The sequence below is a fragment of the Ruegeria sp. YTSA219 genome (genome assembly GCF_059609985.1).
This window is the reverse complement of record NZ_JBXWMT010000007.1, coordinates 60,186-75,279: the sequence shown is the minus strand read 5'-3', so window position 1 is coordinate 75,279 and position 15,094 is coordinate 60,186. Positions and strand designations below refer to the sequence as shown.

The window sequence follows — 15,094 nt, the reverse complement described above, 5'->3', positions numbered from 1 at the left end:
CGATGGCCTCCGTAGGAAAAATTCTTCGCCGCACGTTTCTCATCGGCTCAGCCGCCATTGTTGGCGGCGTCGCGTTTGGCGCCTATTATGTCAGCCGCCCGGCAGCCAACCCGCTGAAGCCTGGCGATGGGGAAACCGCGCTTAGCCCGTTCATCCTGATTGATCAGCAGGGCGTAACCCTGTTCGCGCCACGTGCCGAGATGGGACAGGGCGTAATGACCACTTGGGTAGCCCTGATTGCCGAAGAGCTGGACGTCGAATTGGACGATATCCGGGTCCTTCACGGGCCTGCGGCAGCCGCCTATTACAACTCGGCCATTTTGGGTGAGAGCCTGCCGAACAAGGGATATGACATCTCGAACTTCCAGCACAATCTGGCACAATCGCTAGGCGTTCTGGGCAAGGTTGTCAGCCTGCAGGTCACCGGCGGATCGACCTCGATGCGCGACGGGTTCGAACGTATGCGCGAGGCAGGGGCCACCGCCCGCGAAACACTGAAACAAGCCGCTGCTGATCGTCTGGGCGTGGAGCGTGACCAGTTGAAGACCGAAAACGGCGCCGTGATCGCGCCGGACGGGACGCGCATTCCCTATACCGAACTGGCTGAGGCCGCCGGACAGATCGAGCCCATGCAGGTCGAGCTGCGCGATCCCTCAGATTGGCGTTTGCTGGGACAGAACCTGCCACGAGTCGACATGGTTGGAAAATCCACGGGCACGGCTGAGTTCGGCATCGACGTGCGCCCCGAGGGTCTGAAATTCGCCTCGGTTCGGATGAACCCGAAACTAGGCGGTGCGATGAACGGCTTTGACGCCAGCGCTGCGGAATCCATGCCCGGCGTAGAGAAGGTGGTCGATCTGGGCAACGGCGTAGCGATTATTGCCAATAACACCTGGCTGGCCATTCAAGCGGTTGAGGCCATAGAGGTCGATTGGGCCGACGCCCCCTACCCGCCGGATACCGACGGTATTTTCGCCAAGATTGCCGAGGCGTTTGACGACTCGCCAAATTCGACCATGCGCGATGATGGGGATGTAGACACGCTGCCCGACGGGGCCACCGAAATTACCGCTGAATATCAGGTACCCTATCTGGCACATTCCACGATGGAACCGATGAACGCCACCGCGCTGTTCACCGGTTCCAAGCTCAAGCTGTGGTGTGGCAACCAGGCGCCGACCTTCCTTCTGACCCGCGCTGCAAATACGGCGAATCTGGATAAAGAAGTGGTCGAGATTCACACCCCCTATCTTGGTGGCGGATTTGGTCGTCGCGGAGAGCTGGATTTCATCGAAATCGCAACCAAGGTCGCCATGGCCATGCCCAATACTCCGGTCCAGACCACCTGGAGCCGTGAAGAGGACATGCGCCACGATTTCTACCGCCCCGGCGCGCTGGCGCGGATGCGCGGCGCGGTCAAAGACGGCAAGGCAGTTCTGATCGACGCCAAGGTTGCATCGCAATCCTGCACGCAACAGGCCGTGGAACGCATATCGGGCCTGCCCGGCGCTGGCCCCGACAAGGTCCTGGTCGAAGGTCTTTTTAACCAGCCCTATGCCGTGCCGAACTACCGCGTCAGCGGCCACATCGCCGATCTGCATGTACCTGTCGGGTTCTGGCGTTCGGTCGGCAATAGCCATAACGGGTTCTTCCACGAGACATTCATGGACGAGCTGGCCCTGGCCGCCGGTCGTGACCCGCTGGAGTTCCGTCTTGAGCTGGCCCAAACCGAGCACGCACCGTCGGCAGCTGTCCTGCAAGCCGTCAAGGAAATGTCAGGCTGGACGGGTGAAACGCCCGCCGGTGTTGGTCGTGGCGTGGCAATGACCTACAGCTTTGGCACGCCTGTGGCGCAGGTGGTCGAAGTGGTCGATGAGGACGGCACCATTCGCATCGCAAAGGCGTGGATCGCCTGCGATGTGGGTCTGGCGCTGGATCCCGGAACGGTCGAGGCGCAGATGTTCGGTGGCATGATCTATGGCCTGTCAGCAGCCGTGATGGGCGAGATCACCTTCGCCGACGGTGAGGTCGAGCAATATAACTTCCCCGACTATGACGCGCTGCGGATGCATAACGCCCCGGTGACCGAGGTTCGTATTCTGGAAACCAATCGCCATCTGGGTGGTGTGGGTGAACCGGGCACGCCTCCGTCGATGCCAGCACTTGGCAACGCCCTGTTCGACCTTACCGGCAAGCGCGCCCGCAGCTTGCCGTTGATCAATCAATTCAATCTGCTGGTTTGATAGCAAAGCGCCGGTCCCTTCAATCAGGGCCGGCGGAGGGACTCAGGCGGTTTGTTTAACCAATCCCGATCGCACTCCTGCGGACCAGTCGCGTGCCGCATCGCCAAACGCCTCAAAAAGCGGCCGCGAGACAGGGTCATTGACCGCGTCCCATTCCGGGTGCCATTGCACCGACAGGGTGAAACCGGGCGCGTCCTGCACATAAATCGCCTCGGGCGTGCCGTCTGGTGCAGCGCCGTCAATCACAATGCGATGTCCAACAGTTTTGATCCCCTGCCCGTGCAGCGTGTTGGTCATCACCTCGGCAGCGCCCATCAACCGATGAAACACGCCCCCCTCGGTCAGGTTGACCACATGGCGTAGGGCAAATTTCTCTTCCAAGGTACCGTCGGGGGGCATCCGATGGTTCATGCGCCCCGGCAGATCGCGGATTTCTGGATAAAGCGTTCCGCCCATGGCCACGTTGACCTCCTGAAAGCCGCGGCAGATGCCGAAAAAGGGCTGCCCTCTTTCGACACAGGCCCGCACCAAGGGTAACGTGATCGCATCGCGCGCCCGGTCGAAATCGCCATGCGCGTCGGTCGCAGGTTCGCCATATTCCTCGGGGTGAACATTGGGACGCCCCCCTGTCAGCAGGAAACCATCACAGACCTCAAGCAGTTCCTCGACACAGACATACCGCGGGTCGGCAGGGATCAGCATCGGCAAGCAACCCGAGACATTGGCCACGGCGTCCGAGTTCATCGTGCCGCCGGCATGAGTCGGATATTGATCGTTCATCAAATATGAATTGCCGATGATACCGACGACAGGTCGAGCCATTATTCTTTCCTAGTTCTTTCCGTACGTTCCGGGAAAGGTATCGACAGGGTCACAGGCGCGCAATAGCACATAGCCTGTGTGTCAGCGCAAGTCTCTGTTCACCCCTGCACAACAAGGGGCCTGATCGGACCACCGCCGAATTGGCCCTATTCGCTTTGCGCGCCGCTTGTGCCTCGTAAAGATCGGAGAGCCTTTGCCGGCTCTCCGAGTTCACCAAAGGTCAAACTTCGCCAGTCAGCCCGGCCGCTTCGATCCCGGCCATGGCAGCGATGGCGTCGTTATCCGACGTGTCGCCGGTCACACCGACTGCGCCGATTACGGCACCTTTTCGGTCACGTAGCAGAACACCACCCGGAACCGGCACGACCTGACCGCCATAAACACCGTTTACGGCGGCCATGAAATAGGCCTGCGCCTCGGCGCGTTGCATCTGGGCTGTGCCCGCCATCCCCAGCATGACCGAGCCATAGGCCTTGCCCTGCGCAATCGCAAAACGACCAGGGGCAGCACCGTCTTCACGCTCAAACGCGATGACGTGGCCACCAGCATCAAGAACGATGACCTAGAGGGGTTTCAGCCCCAACTCGCGCCCTTTTTCAAGGGCTTTGCGGATAAGGGTACGGGCTTTGCGCAAAGAAATTACCATATTCGATCCAGTCATTTCTGTTGGGTTAAAGGCTGGCTTTCATCTCCAGTCGGCGGGCGTGCAGGACAGGTTCGGTATAACCCGAAGGCTGAACACGGCCTTTGAAAACCAAATCACAGGCCGCCTGGAAGGCGATCCCGTCGAAACCGGGAGCCATTGGGCGATACGCCGGATCGCTATCATTCTGCCGATCGACCACTACGGCCATTTTCCGCATCGCGGCCATGACTTGCGCCTCATCGACAGTGCCATGATGCAGCCAGTTGGCCAAGGCCTGAGACGAAATCCGGCAGGTGGCACGGTCTTCCATCAGGCCAACATCATTGATGTCCGGCACTTTTGAACAGCCAACACCTTGATCGACCCAGCGAACCACATAGCCCAGGATGCCTTGCGCGTTGTTTTCGATCTCACGCGCAATCTCATCCTCGCTGAGGTTGCGGCCGCCCAGCAAAGGCACAGTCAGCAGATCATCCAGCGTACCACGTGCGCCACCGGCAGCCAATTCGTCCTGGCGCTCTAGGACGTTGACCTTATGATAATGTGTTGCGTGCAGTGTCGCGGCAGTCGGCGACGGCACCCAGGCGCAAGTTGCGCCCGATTTCGGGTGACCGATCTTGGCGTCCAGCATGTCACCCATACGGTCGGGCATCGCCCACATGCCTTTGCCAATCTGTGCCTTGCCCTTCAAGCCACATGCCAGACCGATATCAACATTGCGATCTTCATAAGACGCAATCCACGGCGTGTTCTTTATGTCTCCCTTGGGCAGCATTGGTCCTGCCTCCATCGAGGTGTGGATCTCATCCCCGGTCCGGTCCAGAAAGCCGGTGTTGATGAAGGCCACGCGCGATTTGGCGGCGCGGATACATTCCTTGAGGTTCGCCGAGGTGCGGCGCTCTTCATCCATAATACCGAGCTTTACGGTGTTGCGCGGCAGGCCGAGGATGTCTTCAACCATATCGAAAATTTCGACGGCAAAGGCAACCTCTTCAGGTCCGTGCATCTTAGGCTTTACCACGTAGACCGAACCAGTGACCGAGTTGCCGCCATCGCGCTGCAGGTCGTGCATCGCAATGAGAGTGGTGCACAGCGCGTCCATCAGACCTTCGCCGATCTCGCACCCTTCAGCATCCAGAACGGCCGGATTGGTCATCAGGTGGCCAACATTGCGGACCAGCATCAGCGACCGGCCCTTGAGAACGCCTATCCCGCCATCTGCTGCGGTAAAGGTTAGGTCATCGGACAGTTTGCGTGTAAAAGTCGTGCCGCCTTTGCTGACCTCTTCGGTCAGATCGCCCTTCATCAGGCCCAGCCAGTTGCCATAGGCAACCACCTTGTCCTCGGCATCCACGCAGGCGACTGAATCTTCGCAGTCCATGATCGTCGACAGCGCCGATTCAAGATGCACGTCAGCAATACCGGCCGGGTCGGTGGCGCCAATGGTGCTGGAAGCGTCAATCACGACTTTGACATGCAGACCGTTGTTCTTCAGCAGAACAAAGTCCGGGTTTTCAGCGGCACCGCCAAAACCCACAAACTGCGCTGGATCTGCCAGCGCGGGCACCAGAACCCCATTTTCAACGCGCAGTTCTGACATTTCAGCCCACGATCCGCTGGCCAGCGGGGCGGCATCGTCCAGAAACGCTTTGGCCCAAGCAATCACGCGTGCTCCGCGCGCATCATCATAACCACCACCGACGGGAAGATCGCCCATCGCGTCGGTGCCATAAAGCGCGTCATACAAGCTGCCCCAGCGCGCATTCGCAGCGTTCAGTGCAAAACGCGCATTGGTAATAGGAACCACCAGTTGAGGACCGGGAATCAACGCGACCTCGGGATCGACATTGTCAGTTTCGATCTGAAAATCCCCGCCTTCAGCCACCAAATAACCGATCTCGCGCAGGAAATCCTGATAGGCGGCAGCATTATGCGGCTGGCCATTGTTTTCCAGATGCCAGGCATCGACGCGCCCCTGGATATCGGCCCGCTTTGCCAAAAGTGTACGGTTCTTTGGGCCCAACTCGTGAACCATCTGCGCAAGCCCGTTCCAGAAGGTGTCAGCCGCAACGCCTGTTCCAGACAGAGCATGCCCTTCTATGAATTCGGTCAGAATCCCGTCGACCTTGAGTCCGCTCCGCACCTGTCTGCTGCTCATGCCACATTCCCTCGTATGTACGCCGTTGTATACAGGCCCCAATTAGGGCGGATATTTCCGATAGGCAACATGTCTTGGTCAGTTTGGGTCTTTGGTCGTCAGGCCACTTCGACATCGACAGATGCTTATCGCCTATTGAGCAAGCTTACTTGCACCGCTTGCAGCCCATCGCAGCAACCCATAACGTCGCGCCTGATATCAACCCATTCGAGGCCACCGATGCGCGACGCAGCCCCCACGACGATCTATCTGAAAGACTACACACCGTTTGGTTATCTGGTGGACAGCGTACATCTGACCTTTGATCTGGCCCCAAATGCGACCCGAGTGACTTCGCGCATCGCTTTCCGGCCCAATCCTGATGCCTTAGACCGTCAGTTTTTCCTGCATGGTGAGCAACTGAAACTGATCCGTGCTACTGTTGACGGGGTTGAGATCACTCCAGACGTCACAGAGACCGGCCTGACAGCGGTTGTTCCCGACGCGGCATTTGTCTGGGAAGCCGAGGTCGAAATCGACCCAGGCAACAACACTGCGCTTGAGGGGCTCTACATGTCGAACGGCATGTATTGCACCCAATGCGAGGCCGAGGGGTTTCGCAAGATCACCTTCTATCCCGACCGGCCCGACGTGATGTCGATCTTCACCGTACGCATTAATGGCGCGTTGCCGGTTCTGCTCTCGAACGGCAACCCGACCGGCAAGGGGGATGGCTGGGCCGAATGGAATGACCCCTGGCCCAAACCCGCCTATCTGTTCGCCCTTGTCGCAGGCGACCTGATTACACATCCCGGTCAGTTCACAACCAAATCGGGCCGCGAGGTTGAACTGAACCTGTGGGTGCGCCCGGGCGATGAGGGAAAATGCGCCTTCGGTATGGAGGCGCTGAAGAAGTCGATGAAATGGGACGAGGACGTCTATGGCCGCGAATACGACCTGGATGTCTTTAACATCGTCGCCGTCGATGATTTCAACATGGGGGCGATGGAAAACAAGGGTCTGAACATTTTCAACTCGTCCGCCGTGCTGGCCAGCCCTGAGACATCCACCGATATGAATTTCGAACGGATCGAGGCGATCATCGCGCATGAGTATTTCCACAACTGGACTGGCAACCGCATCACCTGCCGCGACTGGTTTCAACTGTGCTTGAAAGAGGGTCTGACGGTGTACCGCGATGCGCAGTTCACCTCGGACATGCGTTCAGCCCCGGTGAAGCGCATCCACGATGCCATAGACCTGCGGGCGCGCCAGTTCGCCGAGGATAACGGCCCGCTTTCACATCCGGTGAGGCCAGAGAGCTTTCAGGAGATCAACAACTTCTACACCGCGACGGTCTACGAAAAAGGCGCCGAGGTGATCGGCATGCTGAAACGTCTGGTAGGTGACGAGGCCTATGCGCAGGCGCTGGAGCTGTATTTTGATCGGCATGACGGTCAGGCCTGCACCATCGAGGACTGGATCAAGGTGTTTGAAGACACCACAGGTCGCGACCTGACCCAGTTCAAACGCTGGTACAGCCAGTCTGGCACCCCGCGCGTATCGGTGACCGAAGAATGGACTGATGGCATCTACACCTTGACGCTGAGACAGCGCACCGACCCGACCCCCGGACAGACAGAAAAACTGCCGCAGGTTATCCCCGTTGCGGTCGGGCTGATCGTCGCGAACGGGGATGAAACCATGCCCACAACCATTCTGGAGTTCACGCAGGAAATCCAAAGCTTTGCTTTCGAATACACAGTAGAAGGCTGGCGCTTGCAGGGTTGCGAAGGACCGGAACGCGTGTCCGGTGCCAATCCGCCCAAACCCACGGCCTCAATCCTGCGCGATTTCTCGGCCCCTGTGATTCTGGAACATGACCAGAGCAGCGCTGAGCGGGCCTTTTTGCTGGCTCATGACAGCGACCCGTTCAACCGCTGGCAGGCGGGGCGATCTTTAGCCGAAGACACGCTGATCAAGATGATCTTGACGGATGCGGCACCGGAAACGGATTATCTCGATGGCATCCTCGCCGTATTGCGCGACAGCGATCTTGACCCGTCTTATCGCGCCTTGATGCTGGGGTTGCCGTCCCAATCTGAACTTGCTGCGATGATGTATGAACAGGGTGTCACGCCCGACCCGATGGCCATTTGGACCGCTGTTGAAACGCTGAGGCAGGTAACGGCCCAGCACGTTCAGGATCTGCTGCCCCGCCTGCACAGCGAAACCAGCATCGAAGCCCCCTTTAGCCCGGACGCAGAACAAGCTGGCCAGCGGGCTCTGGGTGGGGCCGCACTGGCGTTGACCTCACGGCTGGACGGGGGTGCAAAAGCGGCCGAGGATTATCAGCGCGCCGATAACATGACCCTTCAGCTTTCGGCTTTGTCCTGCCTGTTGCGTGCGGGCAAAGGGGAACAGGAACTGAACGCGTTTTATGACCGGTGGCAAGATGACCGGCTGGTGATGGACAAATGGTTCGGCCTGCAGGTGGCGATGTCAGCCCCGGCAGAGACTGCAGATATCGTAAGCCACCTGACCGGGCATCTGGATTTCAACTGGAAGAACCCGAACCGTTTCCGGGCTGTTCTAGGGGCATTGGCGACGAATCACGCCGGTTTCCACCGTGCTGATGGAGCTGGTTATTCTCTGCTGGCGGATTGGCTGATCAAACTGGATCCGGTCAATCCGCAGACCACGGCGCGGATGTGTTCGGCATTCCAGACGTGGAAGCGCTATGACGCAGATCGCCAGGCCCTTATCCGCAACCAGCTGACCCGCATCGCCGAAACGCCAGACCTTTCACGGGACACGACCGAAATGGTGACGCGCATCCTGAACGCATGACCCCCTATTCCTATACACGGCATAACAGGTCACCGCAGGTCATCGCAATTCTACTGTCGGTCTATGCCGCGCTGGCTGTGTTGGTCATCGCCTTTGATGCCGTCTGGTGGCTGATTGGCCTGCTGGCCCTGTTCACCCTGCCCGCATTATGGGACTTTGCACAAAACACCCGTTCGGGGCTCCGGCTGGATCAGGATGGGCTGCGGTGGTTCTCGGGGCGGCGCGAGGCTGGCGTAAGATTGAGCGAAATCGACCATGTGCGTCTGGATACACACTGGGATTTCTCGGTGCGCATGTCGCTGGTGCTGACCTCGGAAAAGCAGATTCGCCTGCCCGATGAGTCGACCCCTCCGCATAAGGAACTCGAGTCCCGCCTGAAAGAGGCTGGTCTAAAGGTTGAACGGCATCATTTCGGCCCATTTTGAAACGATCCCGAGCCTCAGGGCGCATTGACCGGAACAAAGCGACAATAAGACGGTTGTAGCTTGAATTTGAGCCAAATAGAGGCCAGTCTCTAAAGCTAGGTTACGATTTTTTTTGTTTCGAGTGTAAGCATGTTCCGGTTTCTGATGGCCCAAAAGGCCCGCGTTCCACATCCATCCTTGAAAATTGCGTCAGATTTCGACGCGGCCGATGCAGTGCTGGCCGCTGCTCTGCCAGATCAGGGTTCGGTAAATATCCCCGTCGCAAATGTCTCGGCCGATGAACTGATCGGTCAGGACGTCATCGAACTTGGCCGCGATCTGGCCCGTCAGGATCGGTGGGCAGACCTTTCTGCAAAGATGCGTGCTGCCGATGACGCACGCGAAACTGCGCCCGATGGGATGCCAATCGCGGATTTGCTAGCATTCGGCGCTCGGTCCGATGTGGTGCTGGCGGTCGAACACGCTCTGTCCGATTATCGGGCATTGTCAGACTATGATCTTCTTGGCGGAATTTCTGAGCTAGAGGATGAAATGCGGGCGCATGAGGATGATCCGATGATCGCCCTTGTTGTGGCTATGGCGCATATTGACCTGGCCTGGGCGTGGCGCGGCACTGCGACAAACGCAGTTCTTCCCCCCTTGCACCGGTCTCGCTGCACCGCCCATTTCGACCGCGCGGCCGATATCCTGCCAAAATGCCGCGAAGCCGCGCCCAACAATGCGCTGGTTGCGGCTGTTGGCTGTGCTCTGCTGGCAGGTCAGCGCAAGTCCAATCTGCGCGTGGCTGATCAGTATGAACAGTTGATTACGTTGGACCCGCATAACCAACGCCATATGCGTGCAATGGGCACTCATCTGCTGCCACGCTGGTTCGGCAGCTATGAAGAGCTTGAGGTTCAGGCCCTGCGCAATGCAGCCCGTACCCATGACCTTTGGGGCGCCGGTGGCTACACGTGGGTCCAGTTTGATGCCATCGCCCTGGACGACGAAGCCTGCGCACGGCTGGATATCGAGTATTTCCTTCAGGGTTTGCACGATATTCTGCGCAACCGCCCCGACCAGCAGATGGTCAATATGCTGGCTGCCTATTGTGCGATAACCATCCAGAACGGCCTTGGAGGGAATGAAAAGGCCGACGCGGTGCGCGCTCAGATCCACGACGCGGCCAACTGGCTGATCCGTGATCACCTGACCGAACTGCATCCGCTGATCTGGGCCCATGCGGCACAAGGGTTCAATAACTCGGTCCGCATCAACTCGCCCGAACGGTTTGCAGCCCGCGGGCACCGCGATGCGTTGCGGGCAATCGGCGACCTGTTTCGCGAGGAACTGCGCAGCGGCATGGATGTGACCTTTACTCCGACAGGGTTGCACCTGTCCGGACACTGATTCCCCCTTGCCCCTTTGGCGCGCCGGGCCTAATACGCAGGCTTAGACTTCTGCGGAAATGAGGCGCGCCATGCTCGACCTGACATATGAAATGCCTAAGCCCAAAACCATTGCCGGGGCCAAGCACGATTGGGAACTGGTAATCGGGATGGAGGTGCATGCGCAGGTCTCGTCCAATGCCAAGCTGTTCTCGGGCGCATCGACCCAATTCGGGGCCGAGCCGAACTCGAACGTGGCCTTTGTGGACGCGGCAATGCCGGGGATGCTGCCGGTGATCAACGAATATTGCGTCGAACAGGCCGTGCGCACTGGGTTGGGCCTGAAAGCCGATATCAACCTGAAATCGGCTTTTGACCGCAAGAATTATTTCTACCCCGACCTTCCGCAGGGTTATCAGATTTCCCAGCTTTATCAGCCTATTGTCGGCGAAGGTGAAGTTTTGGTCGAGATGGGCGACGGCACAGCGCGCATGGTGCGGATCGAACGCATCCACATGGAACAGGACGCGGGAAAGTCGATCCACGACATGGACCCGCATATGTCCTTCGTCGACCTGAACCGAACCGGTGTTTGCCTGATGGAGATCGTCAGCCGCCCCGACATTCGCGGCCCGGAAGAGGCCGCCGCCTATATCGCCAAGTTGCGTCAGATCCTGCGCTATCTGGGCACCTGTGATGGCAACATGCAGAACGGCAATTTGCGGGCAGACGTGAACGTCTCGATCTGTTTGCCGGGGGCCTATGAAAAGTATCAGGAAACACAGGATTTCTCGCATCTTGGCACCCGTTGTGAGATCAAGAACATGAACTCGATGCGCTTCATCCAGCAAGCCATTGAGGTCGAGGCCCGTCGCCAGATCGCCATCGTCGAAGGTGGTGGCAAGGTCGATCAGGAAACCCGCCTGTATGACCCGGACAAGGGCGAGACGCGTTCGATGCGGTCCAAGGAAGAAGCGCATGACTATCGCTACTTCCCTGACCCTGACCTGCTGCCGCTAGAGATCGAGCAGGCCTGGGTTGACGACATCGCCGCCAACCTTCCCGAGCTGCCTGACGATAAAAAAGCGCGTTTTATCAGCACGTTCGGACTGACGGACTATGACGCATCGGTGCTGACTGCTGATGTTGAATCGGCTGCCTATTTCGAAGAGGTCGCGCAGGGTCGCAATGGCAAACTGGCTGCAAACTGGGTCATTAACGAACTGTTTGGCCGCCTGAAAAAGGAAGATCACGAGATCACCGACTCGCCGGTTTCACCTGCACAGCTTGGCGGCATCATCGACCTGATTTCCTCGGACGCGATCTCGGGCAAGATCGCCAAGGACCTGTTCGAAATCGTCTATACCGAAGGCGGAGATCCGGCGCAGATCGTCGAAGACCGCGGCATGAAGCAGGTGACCGACACGGGCGCGATCGAGGCCGCTTTGGACGAGATCATAGCCGCCAATCCGGCACAGGTCGAGAAGGCCAAGGTAAACCCGAAACTGGCCGGCTGGTTCGTTGGTCAGGTGATGAAGGCGACTGGTGGCAAGGCAAATCCCAAGGCCGTTAACGAGCTGATTGCCAAGAAACTGGGATCGTAGATCTTTCGGTTTTACTGATTTCGGCGGCGGGACTTTAGCCTTTGCGCAAAGTCCCGCCGCTTGTCATTTGTGGCACCAGGCCCGCACCAGCAGATGTGCCGGAATTCGCCCGCCGCGCTATGATGACTTTCCCATTGTGATCAACCTGCTAGATTACCCGGAACTTACAGGTAGGAATTCCGATGCCCCGCTACGAATACAAAGTTGTCCCTTCCCCCCAAAAGTCTGCCAAGACCAAGGGTGAAAAGTCAGCCGAGGGACGTTTCGCTGCTTCTATTGAACAAGTGCTAAACCAGATGGGGCAGGATGGCTGGGAATATCAACGCGCCGAGTTGTTGCCCAGCGAGGAACGCTCCGGCCTGACTGGCAGCACCGTGAACTGGCGCAATGTGCTGATATTTCGCCGTGAAATTGATGTGCCTGTTGCCCCGACACCTGGCCCGACCGAAACGAAGGATGGCGTTGCTCTTGCTCAACCTGTTCCTGGTCCCGATACCGTTCAGGCCCCGGCCCCCATTGCGGAACAGGCCAAAGAGCCGCCTTTGTCGCTGAAAGGTGCTGAAACAGAAAAATCGGAAGACGAAACTGCAGAGACTGAAGGTCTAAAAATCTGATTGCCCCAACCGGATCTGTCAAAAACAGCTGTCAGGAGTAGCGTTTTGAATCTCAGCTCGTGACGTCGCGAATTAGCGTGTCCCATTGGGCAAAGACCTGATCCGGCGACAGATCGGCCTTTAGCGTAGGTGACACCTTGGACATCTGCGCCCTGAGGTCGGGTTCATGGATCAGCTTCAGCACTGCCTGTTCCAAACCACTGACATCGTTGACGGGAACCAGATATCCGTTCCGTCCGTTTTGAATGAACTCTGACGGACCGTAATCGCAATCGAAAGACACGACCGGTATCCCGCTGACCGCCGCCTCAGCGACGACATTGTGAAACCCTTCGAACCGCGAGGTCGCTACCAGAATGTCCGCACGCTGCGCCCATTCCCCGACCTCGATCGTATTGCCGGGCAGCCGAGCAACCGACTGTAGCCCCAGATCATCGCGCAGTTTCTGCAGATTTTCCCGCTCGCTGCCCTCACCATAGATAATCAGCCTGGTATCTGGAGCTTGGGAATGAATGCGCTGCATCGCCTGCAGCAGCATATCGAACCCCTTTTGCCGAACGAGGCGGCCAACCGCGACCAGTTGCACACCCCGCCTCGTGCCAGAGGATTCAACTCGCTCAAAGGGGAGGATCGGGTTCGGAATAACCATCCCCTTCTTGCGCAAAGTGAAGGGAAGATCCGCCAATCCGCGATGTGTCAGCCCGACAACCTTTGCTGCCTTTATCCCCGCAATCCCCTGAAGCGGTGCCCAAAGGGGATGTGCGTCCTGTCGCAGCGGATTATTGCGTTCAGAAATGATAACGGGAATCCCGGTTCCAACGCTGGCCAGAAGAGTCTGAACATTCACCTTGGTCAGGAATGAGATTACAACGTCCGGTCGAAATTTCTTTATGACAGAGCGGATATGCGCAATACGTGACGCCTGTCCCGTCACCTTTTCTGCAACGCTGAGTTCAACATTGAGATGCACCGGGAAATAGGGACCATCGGTCGGCATCTGAAAACCGGTAACGTGAACAGCACAACCGCGCCGGGCAAAATGCCCTGAAAGCATGGCTATTACTTTCTCTGCCCCCCCAGGCCCAAATCCAGCCTGCACAAAAAGAACTCTCAAAACCAAATACCTGAAAAACATCCCGTCAATGGAGGGTAGATTAGGGCCCGCGTTCGAGCAACTGTTATGCATGGAATGTTTTCACATTCAGACTGAATTTCCTGATTTGTTGCAATCACTGCAAGAAACCGGTCGAAATCACCAAAACACCGAAAAATTACCGGCCGGCTTTCACCTATCCAACCCGCGACCCTGTGCCAATCTCTAAACGATCACGGCAAAACCCGCGAATTGTCTTCGCTGCAGGGGTGCGACCGTTCCGGGCCGCGTTACAAAAGCCTGCCTAAACACCGATATCCAATGCCAGAGCATGGATCCGCGGCACGATATCTCCAAGCGCCTTGTGCACTGCGCGGTGGCGGGCAACGCGAGATTGCCCCTCGAATGCAGCTGCGCGGATTCGGATGTTGAAATGGCTTTCACCACCTTCTTGGAATCCGGCATGCCCGCGGTGGCTTTCGCTGTCGTCAACGATTTCAAGCTCATGTGGATCAAACGCCGATTGCAGGCGGCTTCGCATTTCTTCGGTCACGGTCATTTTTACGCTCAGCGGCAAAAATATTACCGCCCCCCTCTTCTACTTTCGGCTGCTTAGACTAAACTGCTGCCTCCGAGTCGAGAAGATGCGTTCTTAAGGATCATAGCATGACGAAATCAGACCCATTTGGATTCGATATGTCCGTCTCCAGCGCGAAGAAAAAAAACCCGCGTGGACGGCGTGGTATGTCTGGCGCGTCTGAAACTTCGGTGCGAATCTGTGACCATGAGGGCTGTGAAGAGCCTGGTAAATTTCGGGCCCCGAAAGCACCGGATGTTTTGGATGATTTCTTCTGGTTCTGCCAGCAGCATGTGCGCGAGTATAACCAGAAATGGAATTTCTTCGACGGCACGACCGAGGCCGAAATGAATGCTCAACAGTCTAAGGACAAAGTCTGGGAGCGTGAAACCAAACCCATGGGCGATCCCGAGGCACGTGCCTGGGCCCGTTTGGGAATCGAAGACCCGCACCAGGTGCTGGGCGCGAACAGTACCCAGAACAAAGGGCGCACTACAGGCGGAGGCGGCCGCCGCCTGCCCCCGACCGAACGTCGCGCTATCGAGATTCTGGAAGCCAATGACAGCTGGTCCAAGGCCGAAATCCGAAAGACCTATAAAAAGCTGATCAAGGTGTTGCACCCCGATATGAACGGCGGCGACCGCTCGCAGGAAGAGCAGCTGCAAGAAGTTGTCTGGGCCTGGGACCAGATCAAAGACAGCCGGAACTTTAAATAG

11 protein-coding genes and 1 pseudogene are annotated in these 15,094 nt (G+C 57.9%); 7 read left to right on the top strand and 5 right to left on the bottom strand.

The window, feature by feature from the left end; genetic code table 11:
* Positions 1 to 2: 2 nt before the first annotated feature.
* The gene (locus tag AC2FFB_RS11575; protein ID WP_496874925.1) at positions 3 to 2,243 is read left to right on the top strand and encodes a xanthine dehydrogenase family protein molybdopterin-binding subunit; all 2,241 of its coding nucleotides are present in this window, start codon (positions 3 to 5) and stop codon (positions 2,241 to 2,243) included.
* Positions 2,244 to 2,285: 42 nt separating this feature from the next.
* Here the strand turns inward: AC2FFB_RS11575 and AC2FFB_RS11570 are convergent, their stop codons facing one another.
* From AC2FFB_RS11570 to AC2FFB_RS11560, 3 genes and pseudogenes are all read right to left on the bottom strand, one after another.
* Positions 2,286 to 3,065, bottom strand: a complete 780-nt coding sequence (locus AC2FFB_RS11570) for a gamma-glutamyl-gamma-aminobutyrate hydrolase family protein (RefSeq protein ID WP_142634959.1) — start codon at positions 3,063 to 3,065, stop codon at positions 2,286 to 2,288.
* A gap of 220 nt (positions 3,066 to 3,285) precedes the next feature.
* Positions 3,286 to 3,711 (bottom strand): annotated as a pseudogene (locus tag AC2FFB_RS11565) (GlcG/HbpS family heme-binding protein).
* Positions 3,712 to 3,736: 25 nt separating this feature from the next.
* A complete protein-coding gene (locus AC2FFB_RS11560; protein WP_496874924.1) occupies positions 3,737 to 5,869 on the bottom strand; it encodes a malate synthase G in 2,133 nt (710 codons plus the stop codon).
* Positions 5,870 to 6,088: 219 nt separating this feature from the next.
* Between AC2FFB_RS11560 and pepN the strand changes: the two genes are divergently transcribed.
* The 5 genes from pepN to AC2FFB_RS11535 all read left to right on the top strand — a co-directional run bounded on the left by pepN (position 6,089) and on the right by AC2FFB_RS11535 (position 12,708).
* A complete protein-coding gene (gene pepN / locus AC2FFB_RS11555; protein ID WP_496874923.1) occupies positions 6,089 to 8,698 on the top strand; it encodes an aminopeptidase N in 2,610 nt (869 codons plus the stop codon).
* Positions 8,695 to 9,123, top strand: coding sequence for a hypothetical protein (locus tag AC2FFB_RS11550; RefSeq protein ID WP_496874922.1), 429 nt, complete (start codon positions 8,695 to 8,697; stop codon positions 9,121 to 9,123). The genes pepN and AC2FFB_RS11550 overlap by 4 nt, the downstream gene beginning before the upstream one ends.
* A 177-nt stretch (positions 9,124 to 9,300) precedes the next feature.
* Positions 9,301 to 10,512, top strand: coding sequence for a hypothetical protein (locus AC2FFB_RS11545; protein ID WP_246097153.1), 1,212 nt, complete (start codon positions 9,301 to 9,303; stop codon positions 10,510 to 10,512).
* Between the two features lie 70 nt (positions 10,513 to 10,582).
* Entirely contained in the window at positions 10,583 to 12,094 is a 1,512-nt protein-coding gene (gatB, locus tag AC2FFB_RS11540) for an Asp-tRNA(Asn)/Glu-tRNA(Gln) amidotransferase subunit GatB (RefSeq protein ID WP_271950243.1), read from the top strand.
* A 182-nt stretch (positions 12,095 to 12,276) separates the two neighbouring features.
* A complete protein-coding gene (locus tag AC2FFB_RS11535) occupies positions 12,277 to 12,708 on the top strand; it encodes a DUF4177 domain-containing protein (protein WP_496874921.1) in 432 nt (143 codons plus the stop codon).
* A gap of 52 nt (positions 12,709 to 12,760) precedes the next feature.
* On the opposite strand, the gene AC2FFB_RS11530 is transcribed toward AC2FFB_RS11535, so the two are convergent.
* Positions 12,761 to 13,843, bottom strand: coding sequence for a glycosyltransferase family 4 protein (locus AC2FFB_RS11530; RefSeq protein WP_496874920.1), 1,083 nt, complete (start codon positions 13,841 to 13,843; stop codon positions 12,761 to 12,763).
* Positions 13,844 to 14,105: 262 nt separating this feature from the next.
* Positions 14,106 to 14,360 (bottom strand): BolA family protein, encoded by a 255-nt coding sequence (locus AC2FFB_RS11525; RefSeq protein ID WP_142634975.1) that lies wholly within the window; start codon positions 14,358 to 14,360, stop codon positions 14,106 to 14,108.
* Between the two features lie 107 nt (positions 14,361 to 14,467).
* On the opposite strand from AC2FFB_RS11525, the gene AC2FFB_RS11520 reads away from it, so the two are divergent.
* Complete coding sequence (locus AC2FFB_RS11520; RefSeq protein WP_496689725.1) at positions 14,468 to 15,094, top strand: J domain-containing protein; 627 nt, start codon at positions 14,468 to 14,470, stop codon at positions 15,092 to 15,094.

What these genes read in the sequence shown, in the direction of transcription:
- AC2FFB_RS11575 (WP_496874925.1), top strand. Translation starts at nt 3, where the DNA reads ATGGCCTCCGTAGGAAAAATTCTTCGCCGCACGTTTCTCATCGGCTCA.
- AC2FFB_RS11570 (WP_142634959.1), bottom strand. Translation starts at nt 3,065, where the DNA reads ATGGCTCGACCTGTCGTCGGTATCATCGGCAATTCATATTTGATGAAC.
- AC2FFB_RS11560 (WP_496874924.1), bottom strand. Translation starts at nt 5,869, where the DNA reads ATGAGCAGCAGACAGGTGCGGAGCGGACTCAAGGTCGACGGGATTCTG.
- pepN (WP_496874923.1), top strand. Translation starts at nt 6,089, where the DNA reads ATGCGCGACGCAGCCCCCACGACGATCTATCTGAAAGACTACACACCG.
- AC2FFB_RS11550 (WP_496874922.1), top strand. Translation starts at nt 8,695, where the DNA reads ATGACCCCCTATTCCTATACACGGCATAACAGGTCACCGCAGGTCATC.
- gatB (WP_271950243.1), top strand. Translation starts at nt 10,583, where the DNA reads ATGCTCGACCTGACATATGAAATGCCTAAGCCCAAAACCATTGCCGGG.
- AC2FFB_RS11535 (WP_496874921.1), top strand. Translation starts at nt 12,277, where the DNA reads ATGCCCCGCTACGAATACAAAGTTGTCCCTTCCCCCCAAAAGTCTGCC.
- AC2FFB_RS11530 (WP_496874920.1), bottom strand. Translation starts at nt 13,843, where the DNA reads ATGTTTTTCAGGTATTTGGTTTTGAGAGTTCTTTTTGTGCAGGCTGGA.
- AC2FFB_RS11525 (WP_142634975.1), bottom strand. Translation starts at nt 14,360, where the DNA reads ATGACCGTGACCGAAGAAATGCGAAGCCGCCTGCAATCGGCGTTTGAT.
- AC2FFB_RS11520 (WP_496689725.1), top strand. Translation starts at nt 14,468, where the DNA reads ATGACGAAATCAGACCCATTTGGATTCGATATGTCCGTCTCCAGCGCG.